The organism is Brenneria alni (assembly GCF_003666245.1).
In the GTDB taxonomy this organism is placed as follows: domain Bacteria; phylum Pseudomonadota; class Gammaproteobacteria; order Enterobacterales; family Enterobacteriaceae; genus Brenneria; species Brenneria alni.
In genome coordinates this window covers 1-24,010 of record NZ_MJLZ01000012.1, presented here as the reverse complement: position 1 = coordinate 24,010, position 24,010 = coordinate 1, and the positions used below count along the sequence as shown (strand labels likewise).

23 protein-coding genes and 1 pseudogene are annotated in these 24,010 nt (G+C 48.3%); 9 read left to right on the top strand and 15 right to left on the bottom strand.

Annotated elements, in window-relative coordinates:
• Nucleotides 1-8: 8 nt before the first annotated feature.
• From potC to potA, 3 genes are read right to left on the bottom strand one after another with little or no spacing between them, the layout of a single operon-like run.
• Nucleotides 9-785 carry a spermidine/putrescine ABC transporter permease PotC gene (potC, locus tag BIY29_RS07385; protein ID WP_121574499.1) on the bottom strand — a complete coding sequence of 259 codons (777 nt, stop codon included), beginning with the start codon at nucleotides 783-785 and terminating at the stop codon, nucleotides 9-11.
• Nucleotides 782-1,642: a spermidine/putrescine ABC transporter permease PotB gene (gene potB, locus BIY29_RS07380; RefSeq protein ID WP_121574498.1), complete on the bottom strand. Its 861-nt coding sequence runs from the start codon at nucleotides 1,640-1,642 to the stop codon at nucleotides 782-784. Before potB ends, potC begins: the two co-directional genes overlap by 4 nt.
• Entirely contained in the window at nucleotides 1,626-2,741 is a 1,116-nt protein-coding gene (potA, locus tag BIY29_RS07375; RefSeq protein ID WP_121574497.1) for a spermidine/putrescine ABC transporter ATP-binding protein PotA, read from the bottom strand. Before potA ends, potB begins: the two co-directional genes overlap by 17 nt.
• Nucleotides 2,742-3,166: 425 nt before the next feature.
• On the opposite strand from potA, the gene pepT reads away from it, so the two are divergent.
• Nucleotides 3,167-4,402, top strand: coding sequence for a peptidase T (pepT, locus tag BIY29_RS07370; RefSeq protein ID WP_121574496.1), 1,236 nt, complete (start codon nucleotides 3,167-3,169; stop codon nucleotides 4,400-4,402).
• A gap of 47 nt (nucleotides 4,403-4,449) precedes the next feature.
• On the opposite strand, the gene BIY29_RS07365 is transcribed toward pepT, so the two are convergent.
• The 8 genes from BIY29_RS07365 to rluE form a co-directional block, all read right to left on the bottom strand.
• Nucleotides 4,450-5,571 carry a ribosomal protein uL16 3-hydroxylase gene (locus BIY29_RS07365; RefSeq protein WP_121574495.1) on the bottom strand — a complete coding sequence of 374 codons (1,122 nt, stop codon included), beginning with the start codon at nucleotides 5,569-5,571 and terminating at the stop codon, nucleotides 4,450-4,452.
• 68 nt (nucleotides 5,572-5,639) lie between these two features.
• The gene (phoQ, locus tag BIY29_RS07360; protein WP_240630017.1) at nucleotides 5,640-7,238 is read right to left on the bottom strand and encodes a two-component system sensor histidine kinase PhoQ; all 1,599 of its coding nucleotides are present in this window, start codon (nucleotides 7,236-7,238) and stop codon (nucleotides 5,640-5,642) included.
• Nucleotides 7,231-7,929 (bottom strand): two-component system response regulator PhoP, encoded by a 699-nt coding sequence (phoP, locus tag BIY29_RS07355; RefSeq protein ID WP_121574494.1) that lies wholly within the window; start codon nucleotides 7,927-7,929, stop codon nucleotides 7,231-7,233. Before phoP ends, phoQ begins: the two co-directional genes overlap by 8 nt.
• A 176-nt stretch (nucleotides 7,930-8,105) precedes the next feature.
• On the bottom strand, nucleotides 8,106-9,476 hold the full coding sequence (purB, locus tag BIY29_RS07350) for an adenylosuccinate lyase (protein ID WP_121574493.1): 1,371 nt from the start codon (nucleotides 9,474-9,476) through the stop codon (nucleotides 8,106-8,108).
• Nucleotides 9,477-9,607: 131 nt separating this feature from the next.
• Nucleotides 9,608-10,234, bottom strand: a complete 627-nt coding sequence (gene hflD, locus BIY29_RS07345) for a high frequency lysogenization protein HflD (RefSeq protein ID WP_121574492.1) — start codon at nucleotides 10,232-10,234, stop codon at nucleotides 9,608-9,610.
• 2 nt (nucleotides 10,235-10,236) lie between these two features.
• Nucleotides 10,237-11,343, bottom strand: coding sequence for a tRNA 2-thiouridine(34) synthase MnmA (gene mnmA, locus BIY29_RS07340; RefSeq protein ID WP_121574491.1), 1,107 nt, complete (start codon nucleotides 11,341-11,343; stop codon nucleotides 10,237-10,239).
• 114 nt (nucleotides 11,344-11,457) lie between these two features.
• On the bottom strand, nucleotides 11,458-11,904 hold the full coding sequence (locus tag BIY29_RS07335; RefSeq protein ID WP_121574490.1) for an NUDIX domain-containing protein: 447 nt from the start codon (nucleotides 11,902-11,904) through the stop codon (nucleotides 11,458-11,460).
• Complete coding sequence (rluE, locus tag BIY29_RS07330; protein ID WP_121574489.1) at nucleotides 11,897-12,550, bottom strand: 23S rRNA pseudouridine(2457) synthase RluE; 654 nt, start codon at nucleotides 12,548-12,550, stop codon at nucleotides 11,897-11,899. Before rluE ends, BIY29_RS07335 begins: the two co-directional genes overlap by 8 nt.
• Nucleotides 12,551-12,651: 101 nt before the next feature.
• Here rluE and icd point away from each other — a divergent pair, with 101 nt between their 5' ends.
• Both icd and BIY29_RS07320 read left to right on the top strand, forming a co-directional pair.
• Nucleotides 12,652-13,905, top strand: a complete 1,254-nt coding sequence (gene icd, locus BIY29_RS07325; protein ID WP_121574488.1) for an NADP-dependent isocitrate dehydrogenase — start codon at nucleotides 12,652-12,654, stop codon at nucleotides 13,903-13,905.
• Nucleotides 13,906-13,995: 90 nt separating this feature from the next.
• Nucleotides 13,996-14,310: a hypothetical protein gene (locus BIY29_RS07320; RefSeq protein WP_121574487.1), complete on the top strand. Its 315-nt coding sequence runs from the start codon at nucleotides 13,996-13,998 to the stop codon at nucleotides 14,308-14,310.
• A gap of 58 nt (nucleotides 14,311-14,368) precedes the next feature.
• Here the strand turns inward: BIY29_RS07320 and BIY29_RS20560 are convergent, their stop codons facing one another.
• The gene (locus BIY29_RS20560) at nucleotides 14,369-14,629 is read right to left on the bottom strand and encodes a hypothetical protein (RefSeq protein WP_121574486.1); all 261 of its coding nucleotides are present in this window, start codon (nucleotides 14,627-14,629) and stop codon (nucleotides 14,369-14,371) included.
• 384 nt (nucleotides 14,630-15,013) lie between these two features.
• Between BIY29_RS20560 and BIY29_RS07310 the strand changes: the two genes are divergently transcribed.
• On the top strand, nucleotides 15,014-15,271 hold the full coding sequence (locus tag BIY29_RS07310) for a hypothetical protein (RefSeq protein ID WP_121574485.1): 258 nt from the start codon (nucleotides 15,014-15,016) through the stop codon (nucleotides 15,269-15,271).
• Nucleotides 15,272-15,547: 276 nt separating this feature from the next.
• Here BIY29_RS07310 and BIY29_RS07305 read toward each other — a convergent pair whose 3' ends face one another.
• A complete protein-coding gene (locus BIY29_RS07305) occupies nucleotides 15,548-16,939 on the bottom strand; it encodes an NAD-dependent succinate-semialdehyde dehydrogenase (RefSeq protein WP_121574484.1) in 1,392 nt (463 codons plus the stop codon).
• 466 nt (nucleotides 16,940-17,405) lie between these two features.
• Here BIY29_RS07305 and BIY29_RS07300 point away from each other — a divergent pair, with 466 nt between their 5' ends.
• From BIY29_RS07300 to BIY29_RS07275, 5 genes and pseudogenes are all read left to right on the top strand, one after another.
• On the top strand, nucleotides 17,406-19,577 hold the full coding sequence (locus tag BIY29_RS07300) for a sensor domain-containing phosphodiesterase (protein ID WP_121574483.1): 2,172 nt from the start codon (nucleotides 17,406-17,408) through the stop codon (nucleotides 19,575-19,577).
• 283 nt (nucleotides 19,578-19,860) lie between these two features.
• On the top strand, nucleotides 19,861-20,742 hold the full coding sequence (gene htpX / locus BIY29_RS07295) for a protease HtpX (RefSeq protein ID WP_121574482.1): 882 nt from the start codon (nucleotides 19,861-19,863) through the stop codon (nucleotides 20,740-20,742).
• A gap of 219 nt (nucleotides 20,743-20,961) precedes the next feature.
• A pseudogene (locus BIY29_RS07290) lies at nucleotides 20,962-21,657 on the top strand (oligogalacturonate lyase family protein).
• 198 nt (nucleotides 21,658-21,855) lie between these two features.
• Nucleotides 21,856-22,647: a DNA-binding transcriptional regulator KdgR gene (gene kdgR / locus BIY29_RS07285; protein ID WP_121574481.1), complete on the top strand. Its 792-nt coding sequence runs from the start codon at nucleotides 21,856-21,858 to the stop codon at nucleotides 22,645-22,647.
• Nucleotides 22,648-23,038: 391 nt separating this feature from the next.
• Nucleotides 23,039-23,302 carry a YebO family protein gene (locus tag BIY29_RS07275; RefSeq protein ID WP_121574480.1) on the top strand — a complete coding sequence of 88 codons (264 nt, stop codon included), beginning with the start codon at nucleotides 23,039-23,041 and terminating at the stop codon, nucleotides 23,300-23,302.
• A 93-nt stretch (nucleotides 23,303-23,395) separates the two neighbouring features.
• Here the strand turns inward: BIY29_RS07275 and BIY29_RS07270 are convergent, their stop codons facing one another.
• Nucleotides 23,396-23,785, bottom strand: a complete 390-nt coding sequence (locus BIY29_RS07270) for an FMN-binding protein (RefSeq protein ID WP_170158896.1) — start codon at nucleotides 23,783-23,785, stop codon at nucleotides 23,396-23,398.
• 19 nt (nucleotides 23,786-23,804) lie between these two features.
• On the bottom strand, nucleotides 23,805-24,010 hold a 206-nt coding region (locus tag BIY29_RS07265; protein WP_147437148.1), incomplete at its 5' end, for an integrase core domain-containing protein.

The following is a 24,010-nucleotide window of genomic DNA, read 5'->3' as shown; positions in this document are numbered from 1 at the left end:
GGTAAATATTATTTTTTGGTGCGATCTCGCAGGATAAGCTGACTGCACAGCACCAGTAGTAATGACAGTATGAGTAGAATAGTGGCTAACGCATTCACTTCCGGCGATACACCGACTTTAACCATAGAATAAATTTTCAACGGCAGGATTTCATAGGCTGGCCCGGTGACGAATGATGACACCACCACGTCGTCCATCGAGAGCGTAAAGCTCAACAACCAACCTGCCGCCACCGCAGGCATTGCCAGCGGCAAAATGATTTTTCGCAAAATGATCGCCTCGCTGGCCCCCAAATCACGGGCGGCTTCCAGCATCCGTACATCAAACCCTTTCAGGCGTGAATAGACGGTGACCACCACAAAAGGCAGACAAAAGGTAATGTGGGAAAACAGCAGCGACCAGAACCCCAGCGATATCCCCAGCAGCATAAACAGCACAAGTAGAGAGATCGCCATAACGATATCCGGTGACATCATCACCACGAACAGCATACCGCTGACAAAAGGTTTACCGCGAAAACGGTAGCGGTAGAGCGCAACAGCGGTCAGGGAACCGATCAGCGTGGCAAAACTGGCCGAAAAGACGGCCATGGTCAGCGAGTGCTGTGCGGCTTGTAGCAGGCTGTCGTTATTCAGCAGCCGCCGGTACCAGTCAAGGGTAAAGCCTTGCCAGTTGATGCCAAAGCGGGCCTGATTGAAAGAATTCACGATCAGAATGATGATGGGGATATATAAATAGGCGTAAATGACGGACATAAATCCGCCGCGCAGCAGGCGACCTATCATTCTAGCTCCCCTTTTTTGTGCAGCAGCCGGGCGGCGCGATAGTAAACAAACAGCAACAGCCCCATGATCAGGGTCAGACAGATACTGGTGGCGGCGCCAAACGGCCAGTCACGGATATTAAGAAACTGGCTTTTAATCACGTTGCCGATAAGCAGGTTTTTGGCGCCGCCCATCAGGTCAGCAACAAAAAACAGGCCCATTGCCGGCAGCAGAACCAACAGACAACCGGCAATGATACCGGGCATCGTCAGTGGAATAACGATGCGCACAAACGTCTGCCATTTGTTGGCGCCTAAGTCGCGGGCGGCCTCAAGGTAGGATCTGTCAAGCTTTTCGATACTCGAGTAGAGCGGTAAAACCATAAACGGCAGCAGGATGTAGATAAGGCCGAGAATAACCGCCTCAGAGGTGTACATAATGCGCAGGGGCGACTCAATAAGACCGATCCACAGCAGAAATTCGTTCAGATAGCCACGGGTGCTCAGGAACAGCTTCAGCCCGTAAATGCGGATCAGTGAGTTCGTCCAGAAGGGGACGATCAATAAAAACATCAGTAATGGCCGTATCTTTTCCGGTAACCGCGCCAGAATAAAGGCAAAAGGGTAGCCAAGCAGCAGGCAGCACAGCGTTGCAATTGCCGCCATGTTCAACGAATGCAGCAAGACTGAGGCATACAACGGATCGGCCAGGCGCGTGTAGTTATCCAGCGTAAAAACCAGACTGATGAAATTCGTATCGTCACGGGTTAAAAAGCTGGCGCCGATAATCATCAGATTGGGCATGAAAACGAACAGGACCAGCCAGGCCACAATGATGGTGATAATGGTATTTTGAAAGCGTTTACGCGGCTTCTTCATCGTGCAGAACGACCTCCCAGCTCTCAACCCAGGTGATCGCCACTTTTTGATTCAGCGAATGGTCTACATCGGGATCATCCTCGTTAAAAAATTCGCTGACCATGACCATTTTGCCGTTTTCCAGCTCAATACTGGACTCCAGCGTCATCCCTTTATAGTTACGTTCGCGCACATATCCGATGATCCCGGCGGTTGTGGCGCTGTCGTTAATCTCTTTTACCCGCAGATCCTCCGGTCGCAACAGGACGTTGAGATGTTGTCCGACGCTTACCGGAAAACCAACGGTGATGATGCACTCGCGGCCTTCAACACGGGCGCACACGCGCTGCTCATCAACTTGCGCAATGACGGTGGCATCGAATATGTTGATCTCGCCGATAAAGCTGGCCACGAACAGGTTGCACGGCTCTTCGTAGATCTCACGCGGCGTACCGTCCTGCTCGATGCGGCCATTGCGCATGACCACGATACGGTCGGACATGGTGAGCGCTTCTTCCTGATCGTGGGTGACGAAAATGAAGGTGATGCCCAGTGTACGTTGCAGCGCCTTCAGCTCATTTTGCATCTGCCTACGCAGTTTGTAGTCCAGTGCCGAGAGCGATTCATCCAGCAACAGCACCTTTGGCTTATTCACCACGGCCCTGGCAATGGCCACGCGCTGTTGCTGCCCGCCAGAGAGTTGGTGCGGTCGGCGCGGGGCCAATTCGTCCAGTTGCACCATTTTCAGCGCTTCCTGTACCCGGGGGATAATTTCCGCTTCAGGGGTTTTTTGCATCCGTAACCCAAATGCGACATTGTCAAAAACACTGAGATGCGGAAATAACGCATAGCTTTGGAAGACGGTATTAATATGCCGGTGTTCGGCAGGCTGGTGGGTAATATCCTGTTTTTCTAATATGACATTGCCGCTGTCCACCGTTTCCAGACCGGCAATCAGGCGCAGCACGGTGGTTTTACCACAGCCGGAAGGCCCAAGAATAGTGAGAAACTCACCGTTATTGATGGTGAGATTAAAGTGAGAAATGATGTCTTTGCCATCAAAACGTTTATGGACGTCGAGCAGTTCAACGACCGGAGTAGCAGGACGATTATCTTTCATTTAGGGTTATCGCTCTGTTCCAGGTATGGTGAGTCCACGAGGTGTCGGGACGGGACATGCCAAGGGTTATCACCTTTCAGCCTACAAGCTTAGTTGAGGGTCGGCATTCTACGGGAAACCATGCTGAACGCCAACTTGTGCGGCTATACTTAGTGATGACAGCCCCAAATCATTGGCCGAACGGGTAACGCGCTATATCCTGATGCTATGTGGTTGTTATTTTATTTGGTACATTTTGTAATGCGCAGTTGGATATCAACCGAGTTTATTGCCTTATAGTGACGATAATCCGTGATTTGAGCCGCGCAGGAGACATAGAACGATGTTTCGATTCTGCGTGTTAACACGGTAAAAACTGACCTGACGCAATATCTGCCGTAGGCGCCATCCTCATAATGCAATGCAGGGTTCAAGAGGCAATAGAGATGGATAAATTACTCGATCGATTTTTAAATTACGTTTCTTTTGATACTCAATCAAAAGTCGGTGTCCGGCAGGTGCCAAGCACCGAAGGCCAACTGACGTTTGCCCGTGCATTACAGCAGGAACTGCTGGATCTGGGGTTTGAGCAGGTCACGTTAAGTAAACATGGGTGTGTCATGGCGACGCTGCCGGGAAATGTGGCCTGGTCAGTGCCAACCATCGGTTTTATTTCTCATATGGATACGTCTCCTGAGTACTCCGGGAAGAACGTTAACCCCCAGATTGTGGAAAACTATCGTGGTGGCGATATTGCCCTGGGCATTGGCGATGAAGTGCTTTCGCCAGTGATGTTCCCTGTGTTGCATCAACTGCTGGGGCACACGCTGATTACCACAGACGGCAAAACCCTGCTGGGCGCGGATGATAAAGCCGGAATCGCTGAAATTATTACCGCGCTGATGCGTTTGAAAAAAAACCAGGTGCCGCATGGCGAGATCCGGCTGGCGTTTACGCCGGATGAGGAAATTGGTAAAGGCGCTCAGTTTTTTGACCTTAAGGCATTTAATGCGCAATGGGCCTATACCGTGGATGGCGGTGGCGTGGGTGAGCTTGAATATGAAAACTTTAATGCCGCCTCCGTTACGGTGAAGATTGTGGGTAATAACGTGCACCCCGGCAGCGCCAAAGGGGTGATGGTCAATGCGCTTACGCTGGCATCACGCTACCATCATGAGGTGCCTGCGGATGAGTCTCCTGAAAAAACCGACGGCTACCAGGGCTTTTATCATCTGCATAGCATCAAAGGGGGGGTTGAACGTGCGGAGTTGCACTATATCGTGCGTGACTTTGACCGTAACGGATTTGAACAACGTAAGAAAAAGATGCTGGAGATTGCGGAAACCGTGGGGAAAGGTCTGCATCCCGATTGCTATATTGAGGTGACGATCGTTGACAGCTACTACAACATGCGAGAGCAGGTTGAGCAGCATCCGCATATTATTGCGCTGGCGCAACAAGCCATGCGGGATTGCGATATTGAACCGCTGCTTAAGCCGATCCGTGGCGGTACTGACGGCGCTTTTCTGTCGTTTCAGGGGTTGCCTTGCCCGAATCTGTTTACCGGCGGCTACAACTATCACGGCAAACATGAGTTCGTTACGCTGGAAGGCATGGAGCAGTCGGTGTCGGTTATTATGCGAATTGCCGAGCTAACCGCATTACGCGCCAAAGCCCAGTGAGGCGAGGATTCCGTCACTCGCCGGTTCGGATTGAGGTTACGAACGCTTTAATCGGAAAAGTACCAATAGCCACTGTTAATCAATACGGTTAGCTGCGCCAGAAACGACGGATCTTCCAGCGCTTCCGCCATCATTGCGGCATCAATAGCGTGATGTTGAGCCAATGCCGACAGTGCCTGTTTATGGGGGCTGCTAATCACTTCACCGTTTACATAGCAGTTTTCTCCGACGCACAGCACCCGTAACCCCCCCAAACGACGTAATTGCTCCCCCTGTTGCAGAAAATCATAGACTTCAACGGCCTGATAAGGCGGCTCTGGTGGCGCGAGATCCAGTTCATGGCGGGATTGAGAAATAAACTCGCCGAACCAATTCTGGAAATGCTCTGGCTGCTGAACCAATTCCAACATAATTTGCTGCAAATTGTTCAGTTCCTGCGGCAGCACGGTGGCCGGGTGATCACGGGTAGGGATTGCCGGATCGCTGTAACGGTAACTACCGAGTTCGTGGGATAGCACATAATCAGCGAATCCGCTGATCAACTCGCGTGCGTTAGGGGCGCGGAAACCCACGGAATAGTTGAGTGAGTTTTCCAGCGAGTAGCCGTCATGCGGAAATCCGGGGGGAATATACAGAATGTCGCCTGGCTCCATCTCCTCATCAATAATGGCGTCAAAAGGATCGACCTGAAGCAGATCAGGGTGAGGACAATGCTGTTTCATCGGCACCTTTTCACCCACACGCCAGCGGCGACGGCCTGTTCCCTGAATGATGAATACGTCATACTGATCCAGATGCGGGCCAACGCCGCCGCCGGGAACAGAAAAAGAGATCATCAGATCATCAAGACGCCAGTCAGGTAACTGTCGGAAAGGGCGCATTAGCGAAATGGATGGCTCGTGCCAATGGTCGACCGCCTGCACCAACAGCGACCAATTATTCTCGCCCAGATGGTCGAAACCTTCAAATGGCCCGTGGCTAACCTGCCAGCGACCGTTATTATGGCTGACCAACCGGCTGTCGACCTCGTTTTCCAATGCCAGACCGGCCAGCTCGTCTGGCGAGATAGGATCGATAAAATGATTAAAACCATGTTTGATAATTACCGGATACTTTTGCCAGTAGCGTGCTAAAAAATCCGGCCAGTCGAGATTGAGTTGATAGTCCATACCATATCTTCCTGAAAACGTGAGAGCTGTAGCAATTATAGCGGATGCGCCGTTGGCTGTACTGACTTTCATACCTCATTATGGCCAAGATTCTGGCGGGAAAATATGGCCTCTACCCTGGCCCCTCCCAACGCACTGTCACTGATAATGATCTCACCCTGATATTGTTCAATAATCTCAGAAGCAACCGACAGGCCGATACCTTGACCGGGGCGTAATCTGTCGGCGCGTTGTCCACGCTGGAAAATAAGCTTCCGCTTGTTTTCAGGGATGCCGGGGCCGTCATCATCAATGATCAAATGAAGTTTATGGTCGGAATGCTGTGCGCTGATTTCCACAAATTCCAGGCAGTATTTACAGGCGTTATCCAGCACATTTCCCATAACCTCCATAAAGTCGTTCTTTTCACCGACGAAGGTCAGTTCGGGAGAGATATCCAGCGTCAGAACTACCCCTTTGCGCTGATAAACTTTATTCAGCGCCGAGCACAGACCATCCAGTAATGCGGGTACTGAATTTACCTCACGCATCAGCATAGGGTGCTCAGAACGCACACTGGCCCGATGCAGATAATAACCAATCTGTTGCGATATTCTGCTTATTTGCGCCAGCATAATGGGTTCCGCCTGATCGATATTGATTTCTTTACCCGTACGCAAAGCCCGCAGCGTGGTTTGTAAAACCGCCAGCGGTGTTTTAAGACTGTGGGTGAGATCGGTCAGAGTCGTGCGGTATTTGTGATAACGCTGGCGCTCGTTATTCAATAAAATGTTCAGATTTCTCACCAGGCTGAACAATTCCTGGGGAGGGTTTTCATCTAACTGCTCACGGGTGCCGTTTTCCAGTTCAGCAATTTGCTTAACCAGGTTTTTGATCGGACGCAGGCTCCAGTGCGCCGCCAGCCAGAGTAAGGGAAGAACCAGAATAAGATTGGCGATAAAAACGTAGCTGAACCACTCCCAGACAATATCTTCCTGCTGCAACTCCTGCGGGATTCTGTCGACCACCACGATTGTTAATGGCGGCAGATGTTCCGTTTGTGGATAGAAATTAACGGCGATAGAGTGTGTCAGCGTATCAGAATTGCTACCGTTGAGCGCTCTGAGGCTATTCAGTACCCGTGTATTTCCTCTCAGCACGGCACTGCTGGTATCGGCATCGGTATCCAATTCATGATAAGCCGTTTTTTTCAGCCAGTCAGGGCTGATCAGCGCTTCCAGCTCAGGCACTTCTTTTTCACGCCAGAGTATTTTCCCCTGTTGGTCATAAATTAAAACCAACGTGGGGAAATTGATATCGATATCCGGTGGCGAGGCGATGGTTAACTGGTTATCGCGCCACTGCGCCAGACTGTAAAACAGATTGCTTTCGCCACGCAGCAGCCGGAAAGAGGTTTTATCAAAGTTGACGCTGTAGCCGATAATCGCCACCACGCCGTAAGACAGAGATAGCGCCAGCACAATGGCGACCGTCGCTAATAAAAAGCGGACACGTAGTGAGAAGGGGGAACTTTTGTGGAGATTTTCCTGCCCGTCACCCTTTGGGCCGTCGCCAGCGACGTTAAAAATCGCTCCCGGCGATTTTTTATTCCGGGCGTCCTGCCCGTCCCCCTTCGGGCCGTCGCCAGCGACGTTAAAAATCGCTCCCGGCAATTTTTTATCACTCATTTTGTTTTTGTGCCTGGCCGATATCAAGGTCGAAACGATAACCCTGACCACGAACCGTAGTGATAACATCCGGTGAATCAGCATTCTGTATTTTTTTGCGCAATCGGCCCATTAATACATCAATGGTATGGCTCTCCCGTAGCTCTGCATCCGGGTATAGCTGTAACATCAGTGATTCCTTGCTGACCACTTTGCCATTGTTGCGGATCAGCGTTTCGATGATCGTGTATTCAAATGCCGTCAGCTTAACCGCCGCCCCTTTAATCATCACTTCACGTCGTGACAGGTCAATTTCAAACGGCGGTATGCTGATAATTTGCGATGCCAGTCCGCTATTGCGGCGCATCAGGGCTTGCAGCCGGGCGACAACCTCTTCCATATGAAAAGGTTTCGTGACGTAATCATCCGCGCCTGCTTCCAATACGGCGACTTTGTCCTGCCAGCCTTCCCGTGCCGTCAGCACTAAAATGGGTAATTTAAGCTGTTGTGAACGCCAGCGGCGAATCAAACTCATCCCGTCTTCATCAGGCAATCCGAGGTCGACAATAGCAATATCCGGTGAGTGTTCGTGTAAGAAATAATCGGCTTCTTTGGCGTCTGCGGCGGCATCAATCTGATGTCCCATTTCATTCATTTGAACGGTAAGGTGATGGCGTAATAAAATATTATCTTCGACGACCAGAATGCGCATGGCTATGTCCTCTTCCAAACAGGCAAACTCTGTTTGCGCATCATCGCCATACGCAATCGGAATTCATCGTATTATTCAGTTTTAATCTAGCAAATTATCCATATGGATAATAAACGGAGGATAAACGGACGGGCAAGGCGCGGCGGGCGCACGGCCCGCCTGTCGAGAGAGTGTGATTATTTCAGGTCATCGACCATTTTAATGGCTCGACCGAGATAATTTGCCGGCGTCAGGGTTTTCAGCCGTGTTTTTTCTGCTTCTGGCAGCGCCAGTCCGTCGATGAATGCCTGAATACCTGCTGCATCAACGCGTTTGCCGCGAGTCAGTTCCTTCAGTTTTTCGTAAGGCTTCTCAATGCCGTAACGACGCATCACGGTTTGTATCGGCTCTGCCAGCACTTCCCAATTATGGTCCAGTTCTTCACTCAGGCGATCGCGGTTAACTTCCAGTTTGCTGATGCCTTTTAGCGTCGCCTGATAAGCGATTAGCGCATAACCAACGCCCACACCCAGATTACGCAATACCGTTGAGTCGGTCAGGTCGCGCTGCCAACGGGAAACCGGCAGTTTGCTGGCCAAATGCCCCAAAACGGCATTCGCCAATCCCAAATTGCCTTCCGAGTTTTCGAAATCGATTGGATTCACTTTATGCGGCATGGTGGAAGAACCGATTTCACCAGCAATGGTTTTCTGCTTGAAGTGGTTCAGGGCAATATAACCCCAGATGTCACGGTCGAAGTCGATCAAAATGGTGTTAAAGCGGGCAATGCAGTCAAATAATTCCGCGATATAGTCATGCGGTTCGATCTGGGTGGTGTATGGGTTCCAGGTGATCCCCAGTGAGGTGACAAAATGCTCACTGAACTGATGCCAGTCAACTTCAGGATATGCCGCAATGTGTGCGTTATAGTTACCCACGGCGCCATTGATTTTACCCAGAATTTCGACCTGTTGAAGCTGGCGATACTGACGCTCCATACGGTAGGTGACGTTGGCAAATTCTTTACCAATTGTTGATGGTGTAGCAGGTTGGCCGTGGGTACGCGATAGCAGCGGAATATCACGATATTGCCGGGACAAGGCGGCCAGTGCATCAATGATTTTACGCCAGTTGGGCAGAATGACTTCGCGGCGTGCTGTATCCAGCATCAGCGCATGAGACAGGTTGTTGATGTCTTCCGAAGTACAGGCAAAATGAATAAATTCATTGACGGCATGCAGTGCCGGAACGGCAGCGACTTTTTCTTTCAGAAAATACTCAACGGCTTTAACGTCATGATTGGTGGTGCGCTCAATGGTTTTAATGCGTGCGGCATCCTGCTCATTAAAATCGGCGACAATCTGGTCAAGGAAAGCGTTTGCGTCAGCATCAAAGGCAGGAACTTCCTGAATCTCTGCGCAGGCCGCCAACTTTTGCAGCCAACGCACTTCAACCTGTACGCGAAACTTCAGCAAACCGAATTCGCTGAAAATGGCGCGTAACGTGCTGACTTTATCGCCGTAGCGGCCATCGACCGGGGAAACGGCGGTCAGTGAGGATAATTCCATCGCAAGCTACTCCTGGGATTGGTTTTAATAAAATAAAGATAAGTGCAGCGGACCGTTGCTGATAGCGATGTCCGCCATCTGTCACGTTGCAGAGCCGCAGGCTTTCTGCAACGTGAAATTTATCGGGTGGATCAGCAACGCGCCAATATCTGTTTTGCTTCTTTCATCAGTTGACTGCGTGAGAACATCAGTTGCAGGCGCCCGCCGCCAATCTGTTGCCACAGTACCGCAGAACGAATACCGGCTAATAGCGTCGCACGCACTTTGGCCTGGATCTGGCTGTTTTTCAGGATCTCTGGCGAGCCTGAAACCTGAATTCGTGGCCCCAGCGTGCTGATCACATCAACGTAAATGCCAGCCAGTGCGCTGATGATCGTATCAGAGAGCAGTTCAAAATGCTCCAACTGACGCGCCAACTGCCCGATGCGTTTACCTAATTCGTCGAGCGCCGAGGTGTTGGCGTGCAACTTGCGCTCCAGGGCAATCAGACTGAAGGCATAGCGTGATAGTTCAGCGCCTGGGCCTTTGCTGCTGGTATTTAATATCCCCAGCAGGGTTTCCAGCCCGGTTTTCAGGTTGCTTTCCGTATCACCATAGACAGACAAGGTTGATGGCGGGTTCACCACCAGGATGCTGTTGAGTGAAGTGTGCAAAATGTTATTGTCGCCGTTACCGGTATGGGCTAACTGTTGCACCAGATAGGCAGACTGGCAGATGCCTGCCAGCGCCAGGGTAATGTCATGATAATTTTTAGCCACTATCACTCCTGTAAACGTTCTTCAATGATGCCGCCGCCCAGGCAAACGTCACCCAGATAGAACACGGCGGATTGCCCTGGCGTCACTGCCGCCACTGGTTCATCAAAACGCACGGTGATACGGTCTTCGCCCAGCGGAATGACGGAGCAGGGGATATCGGCCTGACGATAACGGGTTTTGGCCACACAGCGTAACGCCGTGGTTAGTGGTTGACGATCAACCCAATGCAGTTGCTGGGCGACTAACCCGTAAGACATCAGGCGAGGGTGCTCATGCCCTTGTGCGACGTACAGGATGTTATTTTCTACGTCCTTATCCACCACGTACCAGGGATCTTCGCCGCCATCTTTGACGCCGCCGATACCCAGTCCTTTACGCTGCCCCAATGTGTGATACATCAATCCCTGATGCTGCCCCATAGGTCTACCGTCATCAACGGACAGAATCGGGCCGGGTTGCGCGGGCAGATAGCGTGACAGGAAATCGGTGAATTTTCGTTCACCGATAAAGCAAATACCCGTGGAGTCTTTTTTCCTGGCGGTGGCTAAATCCAACTGCGCGGCGATTTTTCGTACCAGCGGTTTTTCCAGCTCCCCCACCGGGAATAAACTTTGCGCAATCTGCTCATGGCTGAGTGTATAAAGGAAGTAACTCTGATCTTTGTTACCGTCCATCCCACGCAGCAAACGGCTTTTCCCATCGATATCCTGACGGCGGACATAGTGACCGGTGGCGATGTAATCCGCGCCTAAATCCTCGGCGGCGAATTCAAGAAAAGCTTTAAATTTAATCTCTTTATTGCACAGAATGTCAGGATTCGGCGTGCGGCCCGCTTTATACTCCGCCAGGAACAGTTCAAAGACGTTATCCCAATATTCGGCGGCGAAATTAACGGTATGCAATGTAATACCGAGCTTGTCACACACGGCCTGGGCGTCAGCAAGATCGGTTGCCGCAGAGCAATACTCTGTGTCGTCGTCCTCTTCCCAGTTTTTCATAAACAGGCCTTCAACATGATAGCCTTGCTGCTGCAACAGGTAAGCGGAAACGGATGAATCAACACCGCCGGACATGCCGACAATCACTTTTTTCTGGCTGTTATCTGACATGGAAGTCTCATGAGTCTCACGAACTGAAATACTTACGCACTAAGGCGAAAAACAAGCGGCGTATTTTATCATGTTGCGACTGGGACTGCACCGCTATTCCTGACGTGTTATCCGCTAAAATGGCCAGTTAAAGGCGCCAAGTATGGTTAAAGGATAGCGTTCCGGCTGAAGATAGCGGCGAAGACTCTCCGCGACTAACGGTGAGCGTAGCTGGCTGGAGTGAAGAATTTCTTCTGCCGTCAGCCAGCGGCAGCATTCAATATCGCTGTCATGCGGTTGGGTTGCCAGCCGATGAGGTAAGTCGAGGGCAAAGCAAAAGCGCAGAAACGGCGTCTGGTCAGGCGCGATCCACTGATGCAGTTGCAGAAAACTCTGCGGCGCAGCCTGAATACCGGTTTCTTCCCATAGCTCCCGGCTGGCCGCCTGAATCAGGGTTTCATCGGCTTCCAGATGCCCGGCAGGTTGATTCCATAATAATTTATGGTTAATTAATTCTTCGACCACCAGAAAATGGTTCTCCGCCTGGACAACGCAGGCAACGGTAACGTGCGGCTTAAACATCAGCAATCTCCCTCCATTCTCCGGGTAACAGTTTTTCCACGCTTTGATCCGCCATGCCATAGCGGATTAAACGCAGCGTGGGGTAACCTATATTTGCCGTCATACGGCGAACCTGACGGTTACGTCCTTCATGCAGTGTGATTTTCAGCCAGCAGACGGGAATGTTTTTTCGCTGCCGAATAGGTGGAACCCGCTGCCACAGCCATTCAGGTTCGGGCACGATTTCAGCCCCTGCCGGCAACGTTTTTCCGTCGTTAAGCTCAAGGCCTGCTCGAAACCGTATGAGTGCGGCTTCATCAGGAATGCCTTCAACCTGGGCATAATAGATTTTTGCTGTTTTTCGAGCGGGCTGAGTGAGTCTGGCCTGAAGTTTACCATCATTGGTGAGGATCATCAGCCCTTCACTATCGCGGTCTAAACGCCCGGCAGCGTAGATATCGGCAACCGGGATATAGTCTTTCAGGGTCGAGCGCCCGGCCTCATCAGTGAATTGCGGCAACACGTCAAAGGGTTTATTGAACAAGACGATACGCCGCGGTCTTACATCGCTGCGCTTCTTTGTCACTCTGGAGCTGAATCGTTTAACTTGGTGATTTTTAACAGGGAATTTATTCATCATCTTTATAGCCGCGGATAACAAAAGCATTATACTCGAAATGGTTTGCGATTGGCGCGGGCTAAATATTCAAGTAGTATCGTCACACATCTTACAAGTCATTAACAAAATTGCGCTCGAAGGAGAGGTTAATGGAAAGCAAAGTAGTGGTACCGACAGAGGGTCAAAAGATCACGGTTGACGCTCAAGGCAAACTGGTCGTTCCCAATAATCCGGTTATTCCTTTTATTGAAGGGGACGGCATTGGTGTGGATGTGACGCCCGCCATGATCAATGTCGTTAATGCCGCAGTAAAAAAAGCTTATCAGGGCCAGCGCGCTATTTCCTGGATGGAAATTTACACCGGCGAAAAATCAACGCAGGTTTATGGTAAAGACGTTTGGTTACCGGAAGAAACGCTGGATCTGATTCGTGAATATCGCGTGGCGATCAAAGGCCCGCTGACGACGCCAGTGGGCGGTGGGATCCGTTCTCTGAACGTCGCACTGCGTCAGCAACTGGATCTGTATGTCTGTCTGCGTCCGGTGCGCTACTACGAAGGCACGCCAAGCCCGGTAAAACACCCGGAATTGACTGACATGGTGATCTTCCGTGAAAACGCCGAAGATATTTATGCGGGCATTGAGTGGAAAGCCGGCTCAACGGAAGCAGATAAACTCATTAAGTTTCTGCGCGAAGAGATGGGTGTAAACAAAATCCGTTTCCCGGAACAGTGTGGTATTGGCATCAAACCTTGTTCCGAACAGGGGACAAAACGTCTGGTGCGTGCGGCGATTGAATATGCGATCACCAATGATCGCGACTCAGTCACGCTGGTCCACAAAGGCAATATCATGAAATTCACCGAGGGCGCTTTTAAAGACTGGGGATATCAACTGGCGCGCGAAGCGTTCGGGGGGGAACTGATTGATGGTGGGCCGTGGGTTAAAATCAACAATCCGAACACCGGTAAAGAGATTGTGGTTAAAGATGTAATTGCGGACGCGTTTTTACAACAGATCCTGCTGCGTCCCGCGGAATATGATGTCATTGCTTGTATGAACCTGAACGGTGACTACATTTCTGATGCTCTGGCCGCGCAGGTTGGCGGTATTGGTATTGCTCCGGGCGCAAACATCGGTGACGAATGCGCACTGTTTGAAGCTACCCACGGTACTGCCCCGAAATACGCAGGTCAGGACAAAGTGAACCCCGGTTCCGTTATCCTGTCTGCTGAAATGATGCTGCGTCACATGCAATGGTTCGAAGCTGCGGATTTAATAGTTAAAGGTGTTGAAGGCGCTATCCGCAATAAGACCGTGACCTACGATTTCGAACGTCTGATGGACGGCGCTAAACTACGGAAATGTAGTGAGTTTGCGCAGGATATTATTGATAATATGTAAGTGATGAGTTTGTCCAATATATTACGGGAACGCAATGTTCCCGTTTATTATTAATAGCGATCGGTTGTTATTATTTTGTAAGGTTAAGAGATGATTGTAAGGACCTGGCATGGCTGTGTACCGTTAATGAAAGCCGATGGCTTTGAACACCACTTGCAAATAACGGGTATTGAGCATTCTCAGCGGATTCCCGGTAATTTAGGCGCTTTTTTTCGTCGAGAGTCTCAGGGAGAGTTCGAGCATTTCTTTCTTGCAACCTACTGGGAAGATATTGAGTCAATCCGGCAATTTGCAGGTGACGACTATCATGTCGCTGTAACCTATCCCGATGATGAAAAATTTGGGCTAATTTCAGATCCATATGTTTTTCAGCATGAGATTAGCTCGATTCAGAATATTGAATAATAAAGAGATATATTACACAGGGTGCCTTAGCGTGGTTCTCTTATTCGAAAGAATCATTCTAAAATGAGCTGAGAGGCCGTCTGAAATCAGCGGGTTCAGGCGATATGGCAACCGTTCGCAGGTGTCTGTTGCAGATGAACCACACCTCATCCCTATCGTTGGAAAAAATGTAATAGGCGTCTGATGTTTCGGATGGATTGAACACGCCAATCGCCCTGTAGGCTGTTTCACAGTTAAATCCGCTGTTAAGCGGCAATGGGGTCGGTCCGTTTTCCAACTGTTTTATTCTTAGGTATAAACCCTCTTCAAACCAAAGCATAGGTACCTCTGAAATTTCACTCATATCTGAAGTATAGACAGAGGATCGCCATGTGATATGTCATCTATGATGAGTCCGGTATCATAATTGATAAAAAATATTCTTCCCTGACTTTTGCCATATTTTATTCTGCAAAATTACGATTTTTCATTGTTTATTAGGTGGTAAGGAGACTTTTTAGCAGTATTAAAGAGCCTAATAAAACCATGCTCCCCATACTTTCATCTTATTCCAGCGGCAATTTGCAAAAAAACGTGAGATTAAGTTGATCTAAATCACAATCTGCCGGTATACATTTTGTTCTTATGAAAATCCCATTGTGGGAAATGAACCATAGAATTGTTTCATAGAGGCATATTTATAGTGGTGTGCCGCGGAGGATGTATGTCTGTAATTCGCACGTGTTTGAGTCTTTTTGGCGGTGATACGGTAATTGTTCGATGCCCTAACACATTTGAGCTTCAGATGGTTAATGGCTCACAGAAGACCAACTCTGAGAATAAAACCGTTATACAAGGCACTATTAGCGTAAGCGCTGAGGATGAGGTTTATTTAACGGTTCCTTATACCGGTGATTGGGATTTAATCATCAATGCCAAAAATGATACGCCTGAGCATTCGATTACCTATTTCCCGGCTTAATATTTATAAATGGTCAGTATAGTTAACTGGCGTCACAGATATGGCAGATGCTAACCATTTATCTTGTTTTTAAGGTGGTGGAGCCACAATTATGCTTTATTGATGGTGTTCGTCAATGCTGACATTTGCTGTGATATTAACTCTTTGATTTTTCCGTCAATAAGATTACCGTCGGCATCAAAACTTATAAAAATATGCTGTTAAATAAAGACCTGTATTTTGAGTTTTCGCAAAGGAAAAATCGCCTACAGGTCATTATGTCAGGAAACCAAGTGATCAGAATTCAGCGTCAATATCAACAATGTTAACCAGTTTGTGGTTAACAAATTCTTTGATACCTAATCCAATTAATTCACGTCCATACCCTGAGCGGCGGATACCGCCAAAGGGGAGGTCGGCTTTAACCATTGTCGGGTGGTTAACAAACACCATACCGGTTGATACTTTTTTCGCCACTTCCGCTCCACGCTTGGTATCCTGTGTGAAGACGGAACCGCCTAAGCCGAAAGGCGAGTCATTGGCAATGCGGATCGCATCGGCCTCATCTTTAGCCCGGAAAAGCATGGATACCGGCCCGAAAAACTCCATTGAATAGGCTGGGTTGTCCGGTGAAATGTTGGTAAGAATGGTCGGCTGTACAAATGCCCCTTTTTCAGGGACTTTGGGGCCAACTTCCGTCGCGGTGGCGCCATGAGCCACGGCAAACTTAATTTTCTCTTTCACTTCATCCGCTGCTTTCTGTGAAGAAAGCGGGGCAAGCGTAGTATCCGGGTACATCGGGTCGCCTGCGCGTAATGCCGCTACACCATCGGTATACCGTTTGAGGAAGTCATCGTAAACTTCATCGACAATGATCATTCGTTTAGATGAAACACACACTTGCCCGCCGTTCCAGTGACGTCCGAATACTGCCCATTTGGCAGTTTTTTCCATCTCGGCATCGGCCAGTACAATAAATGCATCTGCTCCGCCAAGTTCAAGTGTGGATTTTTTGAGTGCCTTAGCAGCTTGCTGGGCAACGAGCGCTCCGGCATCTTCAGAACCTGTAAGCGCAACGCCGTGAACGCGAGGATCATTCAGGATGAGTTCAATCTGAGATCGTGTGGCGTACAGGTTTTTAAAAGCACCTTCCGGCAGACCGGCTTCACGCATCAGACGTTCAAACAGTGCGGCACTCTGCGGAACGTTTGAGGCATGTTTCAGAAGGATAGTATTACCGGCGGACAACTGCGGGGCGATAATACGGGCAATTTGATAATAAGGAAAATTCCACGGTTCAATAGCCAACAGAACGCCAAGTGGATCATGGTATATCACCGCTTCACCTTCCGCAGGATCGGCAACCGGAAGTTTTTCCGGTGCAAGTAGTGATTCTGCGTATTTTGCATAATATTCAAAAATCTGGGCGGATAATTCTACTTCCGCTTTCGCTTCGCCAACCAGTTTACCCATTTCCAGCGTTAATAGCTTTGCATGGCTGTCACTGTTTTTACGCAGCAAATCGGCAGCACGCTGCATAATGATGCTTCGGTCGGCAAACGATGTGTTTTTCCATGTGAGGAAGGTTGCATGAGCGTGTTCTATAGCTGATGACACTTCAGCGTTCGTTGCATCAGGAAAGGTTTTTATCAATTCCCCTGTATAAGGGTTTGTCGTGGCGTATGCCATGCTCTTTCTCCTGCGTAGGTGGAAACACACCGGGACTTCTTGAGGTAAAATATTTCCACATGGTGATGATGTAAGACGCTGTTTCCCGGTTGAACTGATACCCGAATCAGCAGTGCTTTTTCTTTTTCGTAAACGAAAATTAATGTCACACTAACGAAATTTTAACATTGCCAGCATACATCTTTTGACAAGACAGTGCATTATTGTTTGTGAAATCAATATGGAATGTTAATAATTTCTTTTGTCACTATTTCGCATGCTGAAGGATGATGGACTCAAGATCCTTTGCCATAATAGTTTATAGAACCTCGTTACTTCGGTATTGAATGTACAACTCACTTCTTGTACGTCTTAACATTGGCTTACTGAACGTATCTATCCCGTACCGTTATAATTAATTAGATTTATGCCTAAAAGCTTACGTTTTAATCTGAAAACTAAAACGACGGATATTGAAGGGGGACCTATGAGCCGTGCTCCGATAGGTAAAGATGAAGTCAAGCGTCTTGCTGCACTCCATGAGTATGGCATTAAGAACGCACTATTTGATCCTGGTCTTAATAATCTGGTTAATCTGGCGGCAAATGTTTTTAATGTACCTATTGTGTTGGTATCAATATTGGAATCGGAACGACAGTTACTTGCGGCGAGTATTGGCGTTTCCTTTAGTGAGACGCCAATCGATATGGCTTTCTGTACCCATGCGATTCTGAAAAAGAGAATTATGGTCGTTTCCGACGCACGTAAAGATCCAAATTTTAAAGATAACCCATTGGTGACGGGTGCGCCTTATCTCCGTTTTTATGCAGGCATTCCATTAAGAGCGCCATCTGGCCATGCTATTGGTGCGCTTTGCATTATCGATCTTAAGCCCCGGCCTGCTCTCAGCATCAGAGACAAACAAAATCTGCATGATCTGGCCGTGCTGGTTATGGATAAACTGGAAATTCGGCGCCTTAATTTGGCGCGAAACGCGAGCCAGTCGCGTTTTGAAAATATTGCTAATACCTCGCCCGATACCATCATGTGTTTTGATAACGAAGGCATTATTACTTTCTTTAATGCCTCGGCACAGAAGATGCTGGAATACGCGGGTCACGAAATTCTCGGGCAGAGTATCATTACCCTCGTTCCTGACTCTTTTATTCCTCAGCTAAATAATTTAATTGCAGATAGAGACGCGCTGGTTAAAGGCGTAACGCTGGAATTAAGTGTTCGAAACAAAAGTGGTAGTTTGATCCCTGTCGAGTTATCCATATCGATGTGGGGGGATAACGAAAATGTGAGTTATGGCGCTATCCTGCGTGATATTACTGAGCGCCGCCGTAATGAAGAGCGGTTATTTTTATTGGCGCACATGGATCCGCTTACTGGTCTGGCTAACCGTACATTAATGACGTCAAATCTGGTGCTGGCGTTGAAGAATGAAGCGGCGGTTTGCGTAATGATGGTCGATCTGGATGGTTTTAAGGATGTTAACGACAGCCTGGGACACGCCAGCGGTGATGATATTCTGGTTAACGTAGCAAAAAAATTGCAGGCTAACGTACGTTCTGGCGATCTGGTAGCCCGCATGGGCGGAGATGAGTTCGCATTATTATTCCCAGGACTGGATGACCCGAAAGTGGCCACCAACATTGCCGAGCAGATTATCCATGAAATTTCTCAGACCATGATTATTGACGATCACCAGGTCAATATCAGCGCCAGCGCTGGTACGGTGATTTACCCCGCCCACGGCATTACCGCACAGGAGCTGTTGACCAGCGCAGATCTTGCGCTGTATCAGGCAAAGGCTGAAGGCCGCAATTGCCATCGCTTTTTTACTCAAGAGCTACGAGAGGTTTTTCAGGCAAAACATGCCTTTCAGCTAGAGTTTGCACGTGCTTATGAGCAACATGAGTTTGAAGTGTTTTATCAACCCCAGGTCAACCTGTCGAATAACGAGATCGTTGGGGCGGAAGCGCTGCTTCGTTGGCGCCATCCCCAAAAAGGTTTGCTCGGCCCGGCTGCCTTTCTTGCTGCGCTGGAATATGGCACGTGGTCTGAATGTATCGGTGACTGGATTGTACAAACAGCCTGTGAGCAGGCGGCTAAATGGTGTCATTCCGGTGCTGAAAACTTCCGTATCAGCATTAATCTGTTTAGTGCCCAGTTTCGCTCAGGTATGCTGGCGCAGAAGATAGCGGAAGTACTGGCGCAGACCGGTTTGCAGCCAAGTTCGCTGGAGTTGGAAATTACTGAAAATATTATCCTGCGCTATGACGAAAATATGTTGCAGCCGCTAAATGAACTGCGGGATGCAGGTATTGGTATTGCGTTTGATGATTACGGTACCGGTTATGCCTCGCTCAGTATGCTAAAAAACTATCCGGTAACGCGCCTTAAGATTGATCAAACTTTTGTTCGCACCATGTGTGAGTCACTTTCGGATGCGGCTATTGTCCGGGCAATACTCTATCTTGGGAAAAGTTTTGGGTTAGAGGTTATTGCAGAAGGTGTCGAAACAGTGGCTCAGTGTGAACTGCTGAGAAGTGAAGGCTGTGAAGAGGCTCAGGGATATTTATTTGGACATCCCATGCCAGCTAAGAATTTCACGCAACTGCTAAAATTAAGAAAATTTTCTGTTAAACAATAACACATTGATCTGCTTATACAGTGTCCAATCTCTCGCCTGGGTATTTCGACTCTGACACGGCTTATGCGGGTACGATCACTTTTTATTTTAGTGACAACATCGCCGTGTTTCCAGTAAAAACCCGACCGTTTGCCCCCATTAATAATTAATCTTTCTCCTTATAAAATGTAAAGTTATGTGGATTTAGTAACTGAAAAGTTAAGAATACTTGAAAATGCTACCGCAGCCCATACGATGTGAGTGTTGCAAACTTTATTTTTCTGCGAGAGGAAATCAGACTTCTATGATGCGTATTGCGCTTTTCCTAATCACCAACCTGGCGGTGATGTTGGTTTTCGGGTTGGTACTCAGCTTGACCGGAATCCAATCCAGCAGTGTCCAGGGTTTAATGATTATGGCTGGGCTGTTTGGCTTTGGTGGTGCGTTTGTTTCACTGCTGATGTCTAAATGGATGGCATTACGATCTGTCGGTGGTGAAGTGATTGAACAACCACGTAATGAAACAGAACGTTGGTTGCTGGACACTGTCCGTTCGCAGTCTCAGCAGGCGGGTATCGCAATGCCTCAGGTTGCGATTTACCATGCCCCTGATATTAACGCGTTTGCGACCGGAGCACGGCGTGATGCGTCGTTGGTCGCCGTCAGTACCGGGCTGTTGCAAAACATGAGTCGTGATGAAGCAGAAGCGGTTATCGCTCATGAAATCACCCATGTTGCTAATGGTGATATGGTCACCATGACGTTGATCCAGGGTATTGTGAATACCTTTGTTATCTTCATTTCCCGCTTAATTGCACAGGTCGCTTCTGGTTTTCTATCCGGTAATCGGGATGAGGGAGAGGGAAGCAGCGGTAATCCGTTAGTCTATTTTGCCGTTGCAACGGTACTGGAGCTGGTGTTTGGTATTCTTGCCAGTATTATTACCATGTGGTTCTCCCGCTATCGTGAATTTCATGCGGATGCCGGTTCAGCGAAACTGGTGGGGCGTGAAAAAATGATTGCTGCGCTACAACGGCTGAAAACCAGTTATGAACCACAGGAAGAGAGCAGTATGCTGGCGTTTTGTATCAATGGTAAATCCAAGTCGTTCAGCGAGCTGTTTATGTCGCACCCGCCGTTAGATAAACGAATTGAAGCCCTGCGCTCAGGTACTTACCTGAAATAACCGTTTCGATCGTTTTCCAACAAAGGCCCGCAAATGGGCCTTTGTTGTTTCTGTGCTCGCCACAAGTATCCCTTTGCCGCTTTTCACCACCGTAAAAATCTTATTCAATCTGAAACGTTTGATCAAAACGCAGGGAATGTTTCCTAAAATAAAACCGCGATCACGTAAAAATGAAACAATGTTTCTATAATAATGATGTAATCGACGTTATCATGTGAGATGGGATCGTCGCAGTTCCAGGCGATCGCCGGTTATAGTGGTCGCAATGATAAGTGTCATTGTCTCTGTTCGCGTGGCGTCAAACTTTTCATGATAAATTCTAAGGAATTACGGATGGCTAAAGGCAACACGTTTCCCCTGACGTTTCATACCTACCAGGATTCAGCAACCGGCACCGAAGTTGTGCGTTTAACCCCGCCCGATATCATCTGCCACCGCAATTACTTTTATCAGAAATGCTTCAGTAATGATGGAAGTAAGTTGCTGTTTGGTGGGGCTTTTGATGGCTCATGGAACTATTATCTGCTGGATCTGACAACTCAGGCGGCCATGCAGTTAACCGAAAGAGAGGGCGATAATACCTTTGGCGGTTTCTTGTCTCCAAATGACGATGCGCTGTATTACGTGAAAAATGTACGTAACCTGATGCGTGTCGATCTGGAAACGCTGGAAGAAAAAACGATTTATCAGGTTCCTGATGACTGGGTGGGCTATGGCACCTGGGTGGCGAACTCCGACTGCACTAAAATTTAAGAAAGAAGATTGGAAACCCTTGACTGACTGGAAAAATTCCAGGCGTTTTACTTCACTAATCCTTGTTGCCGCTTGATCCGTGTCGATCTGGCAACCGGCAAAGCGGGAATTATCCTTCAGGAAAATCAATGGCTGGGGCACCCAATTTATCTTATGCAATAAACCGTGGGGCTATCCATATCGCGGTTTATTGCGATAAATTTACTTACATATTCATTAGTAAAATTTCCAGCCTGATATTGACCAACATTACTTAATTATCATCGTTGTTCCATTGCCATAATTAAAGTGTTCCCTTTATACTAAAACCATTGTTCTATTTTTTTTAAAACAAGAAAACTGAGTAGGGTAACCACAAAAATGGCTATTGCAGATTTAGATAAACAGCCCGATTCCGTATCGTCCGTTTTAAAGGTTTTTGGTATTTTGCAGGCATTAGGTGAAGAGCGTGAAATCGGTATTACCGAACTCTCTCAGCGTGTGATGATGTCTAAGAGTACCGTGTACCGTTTTTTGCAGACGATGAAATCCCTGGGCTATGTGGCGCAGGAAGGTGAATCAGAGAAATATTCACTGACGCTGAAATTATTTGAACTCGGTGCGAAAGCATTGCAAAACGTCGATTTAATCCGTAGCGCAGATATACAAATGCGGGAACTTTCTTCCCTCACGCGGGAAACCATACACCTCGGCGCACTGGATGAAGACAGCATCGTTTACATCCACAAGATCGATTCGATGTATAACCTGCGTATGTATTCTCGTATTGGCCGGCGTAACCCATTGTATAGTACGGCTATTGGCAAAGTGCTGCTGGCATGGCGCGATAGCGCGGAAGTAAAAGACATCCTCTCTGGCGTTGAATTTACGCGTAGCACCCTGAATACTCTTTGTACCCCTGAAGATCTGCTGACACAGTTGGATTTGGTGCGTGAACAAGGATACGGCGAAGATAATGAAGAACAGGAAGAGGGGTTACGTTGTATCGCTGTTCCGGTTTTTGATCGTTTTGGGGTGGTGATTGCCGGTTTAAGCATTTCATTCCCAACCGTTCGCTTTTCTGAGGAAAACAAACTCGGCTATGTTCGAATGTTACATACCGCAGCCAGAAACATCTCTGAGCAAATGGGCTATCACGCTTACCCATTTTGATCTGAGAATATTTTTATAAACCAGTCCTTGTGACAGGCCAGACTGTTGACAAAGCTCATTATTAGGGAGAGCGTGCTGAGGGGTCGTAGCGGCGTAAGCCGCCGACAAATTTGCCGGGAGCAAAATTTGAACAGCATTTATGCTGACCCGCAGGGTGGGACACAAGGATGTGTCCCATAATGGCCCCTCGGTACGCCAGGCCCGTGTATCTCAGGCTTACAGGCTACTTTGTCAGCAACCTCAGGCTTTTTTATGGCGGGCTGTCATATTGTCTACGCAAACATGCAGAAAGATGGTGAGGCCGGGTTTCGGGTATCAATACAGAGTATCGAACTTACCGTTGGCTTGGTGCTAAGATGGAGATCCGTGGGTTGTTGTCTGGCAGATGGTTATGAGTGGAATAGGTGTGGACAGAGTAGAAATGATTTTTGTCGTCGTCGTTACGCTTCTGGTTGCACTGGTCTGGTTTTTTATCAACCGGGCGAGCGTCAGAGCGAATGAGCAAATCAAATTGTTGCAGGAGATTGTCGAACAACAACGGCGACAGTTGGATCTGCTGAAAATGTTAGTACCACAACATGCAAATGAAAATGCCGATGATTTACAGGTGCGGGATGTTGCACTTGACTTCAAAAACGTCATTCCTGAGCGTTAATGACGGTCAAAAAATAACAAGTAAAGCAGATTATCCTGTACCCCGGTACTGTACAGGATAATTGCATGTTGCCGCTGCTTTGCACGACAAGATTTATTCGATTTTTGCTGTCTCTGTATTACCTGCTTTTGCATTTTCCATTGCCGCACTGGCAAGTATTTTAAAGTCATCCGTTGAGTGTGTTGCGCCCGTTACGCCATCGATACCCTCGATGGTTTGTTTTTCCAACAGACTCTGAGACAGTTTTACCGTATAGATATCTGGCGAGGTGCCTGCCACGGCGGCCATTTTTTTACCGTATTCTTCGTCTGATGTTTTCAGATGGCCGTCTTTCTCGCTAGTATAATCAAATTTTACGGCGGTAATTTTCCCCTCTTTATACGTCAGCTCTAAGAAAGGTTTCCATCCATGATCATCAAAATTGATGGTTTCCGCCTTATAGGTGCCATCTTTAATTACACCGTCTGCGGCAAAAACAGTCACAGTGTAGTCCCTCCGATTTTTAGTACCACCGCCAATGAGGATCTCCGGCCAGTTTTTGCCGCGCATAGATAACGGGTGGCATATCACCCAGTGAGCTATGCGGACGTTCTTCGTTGTATTCTGCGCGCCAGTCTTCTGTTAGCACACGGACTTCTGACAGTGTTCTGAACAGATACATGTCAAGTATTTCTGTTCGTAGTGTTTTATTAAATCGCTCAATAAATC

What these genes read in the sequence shown, in the direction of transcription:
- potC (WP_121574499.1), bottom strand. Translation starts at nt 785, where the DNA reads ATGATAGGTCGCCTGCTGCGCGGCGGATTTATGTCCGTCATTTACGCC.
- potB (WP_121574498.1), bottom strand. Translation starts at nt 1,642, where the DNA reads ATGAAGAAGCCGCGTAAACGCTTTCAAAATACCATTATCACCATCATT.
- potA (WP_121574497.1), bottom strand. Translation starts at nt 2,741, where the DNA reads ATGAAAGATAATCGTCCTGCTACTCCGGTCGTTGAACTGCTCGACGTC.
- pepT (WP_121574496.1), top strand. Translation starts at nt 3,167, where the DNA reads ATGGATAAATTACTCGATCGATTTTTAAATTACGTTTCTTTTGATACT.
- BIY29_RS07365 (WP_121574495.1), bottom strand. Translation starts at nt 5,571, where the DNA reads ATGGACTATCAACTCAATCTCGACTGGCCGGATTTTTTAGCACGCTAC.
- phoQ (WP_240630017.1), bottom strand. Translation starts at nt 7,238, where the DNA reads ATGAGTGATAAAAAATTGCCGGGAGCGATTTTTAACGTCGCTGGCGAC.
- phoP (WP_121574494.1), bottom strand. Translation starts at nt 7,929, where the DNA reads ATGCGCATTCTGGTCGTCGAAGATAATATTTTATTACGCCATCACCTT.
- purB (WP_121574493.1), bottom strand. Translation starts at nt 9,476, where the DNA reads ATGGAATTATCCTCACTGACCGCCGTTTCCCCGGTCGATGGCCGCTAC.
- mnmA (WP_121574491.1), bottom strand. Translation starts at nt 11,343, where the DNA reads ATGTCAGATAACAGCCAGAAAAAAGTGATTGTCGGCATGTCCGGCGGT.
- BIY29_RS07335 (WP_121574490.1), bottom strand. Translation starts at nt 11,904, where the DNA reads ATGTTTAAGCCGCACGTTACCGTTGCCTGCGTTGTCCAGGCGGAGAAC.
- rluE (WP_121574489.1), bottom strand. Translation starts at nt 12,550, where the DNA reads ATGCTTTTGTTATCCGCGGCTATAAAGATGATGAATAAATTCCCTGTT.
- icd (WP_121574488.1), top strand. Translation starts at nt 12,652, where the DNA reads ATGGAAAGCAAAGTAGTGGTACCGACAGAGGGTCAAAAGATCACGGTT.
- BIY29_RS07320 (WP_121574487.1), top strand. Translation starts at nt 13,996, where the DNA reads ATGATTGTAAGGACCTGGCATGGCTGTGTACCGTTAATGAAAGCCGAT.
- BIY29_RS20560 (WP_121574486.1), bottom strand. Translation starts at nt 14,629, where the DNA reads ATGCTTTGGTTTGAAGAGGGTTTATACCTAAGAATAAAACAGTTGGAA.
- BIY29_RS07310 (WP_121574485.1), top strand. Translation starts at nt 15,014, where the DNA reads ATGTCTGTAATTCGCACGTGTTTGAGTCTTTTTGGCGGTGATACGGTA.
- BIY29_RS07305 (WP_121574484.1), bottom strand. Translation starts at nt 16,939, where the DNA reads ATGGCATACGCCACGACAAACCCTTATACAGGGGAATTGATAAAAACC.
- BIY29_RS07300 (WP_121574483.1), top strand. Translation starts at nt 17,406, where the DNA reads ATGAGCCGTGCTCCGATAGGTAAAGATGAAGTCAAGCGTCTTGCTGCA.
- htpX (WP_121574482.1), top strand. Translation starts at nt 19,861, where the DNA reads ATGATGCGTATTGCGCTTTTCCTAATCACCAACCTGGCGGTGATGTTG.
- kdgR (WP_121574481.1), top strand. Translation starts at nt 21,856, where the DNA reads ATGGCTATTGCAGATTTAGATAAACAGCCCGATTCCGTATCGTCCGTT.
- BIY29_RS07275 (WP_121574480.1), top strand. Translation starts at nt 23,039, where the DNA reads ATGAGTGGAATAGGTGTGGACAGAGTAGAAATGATTTTTGTCGTCGTC.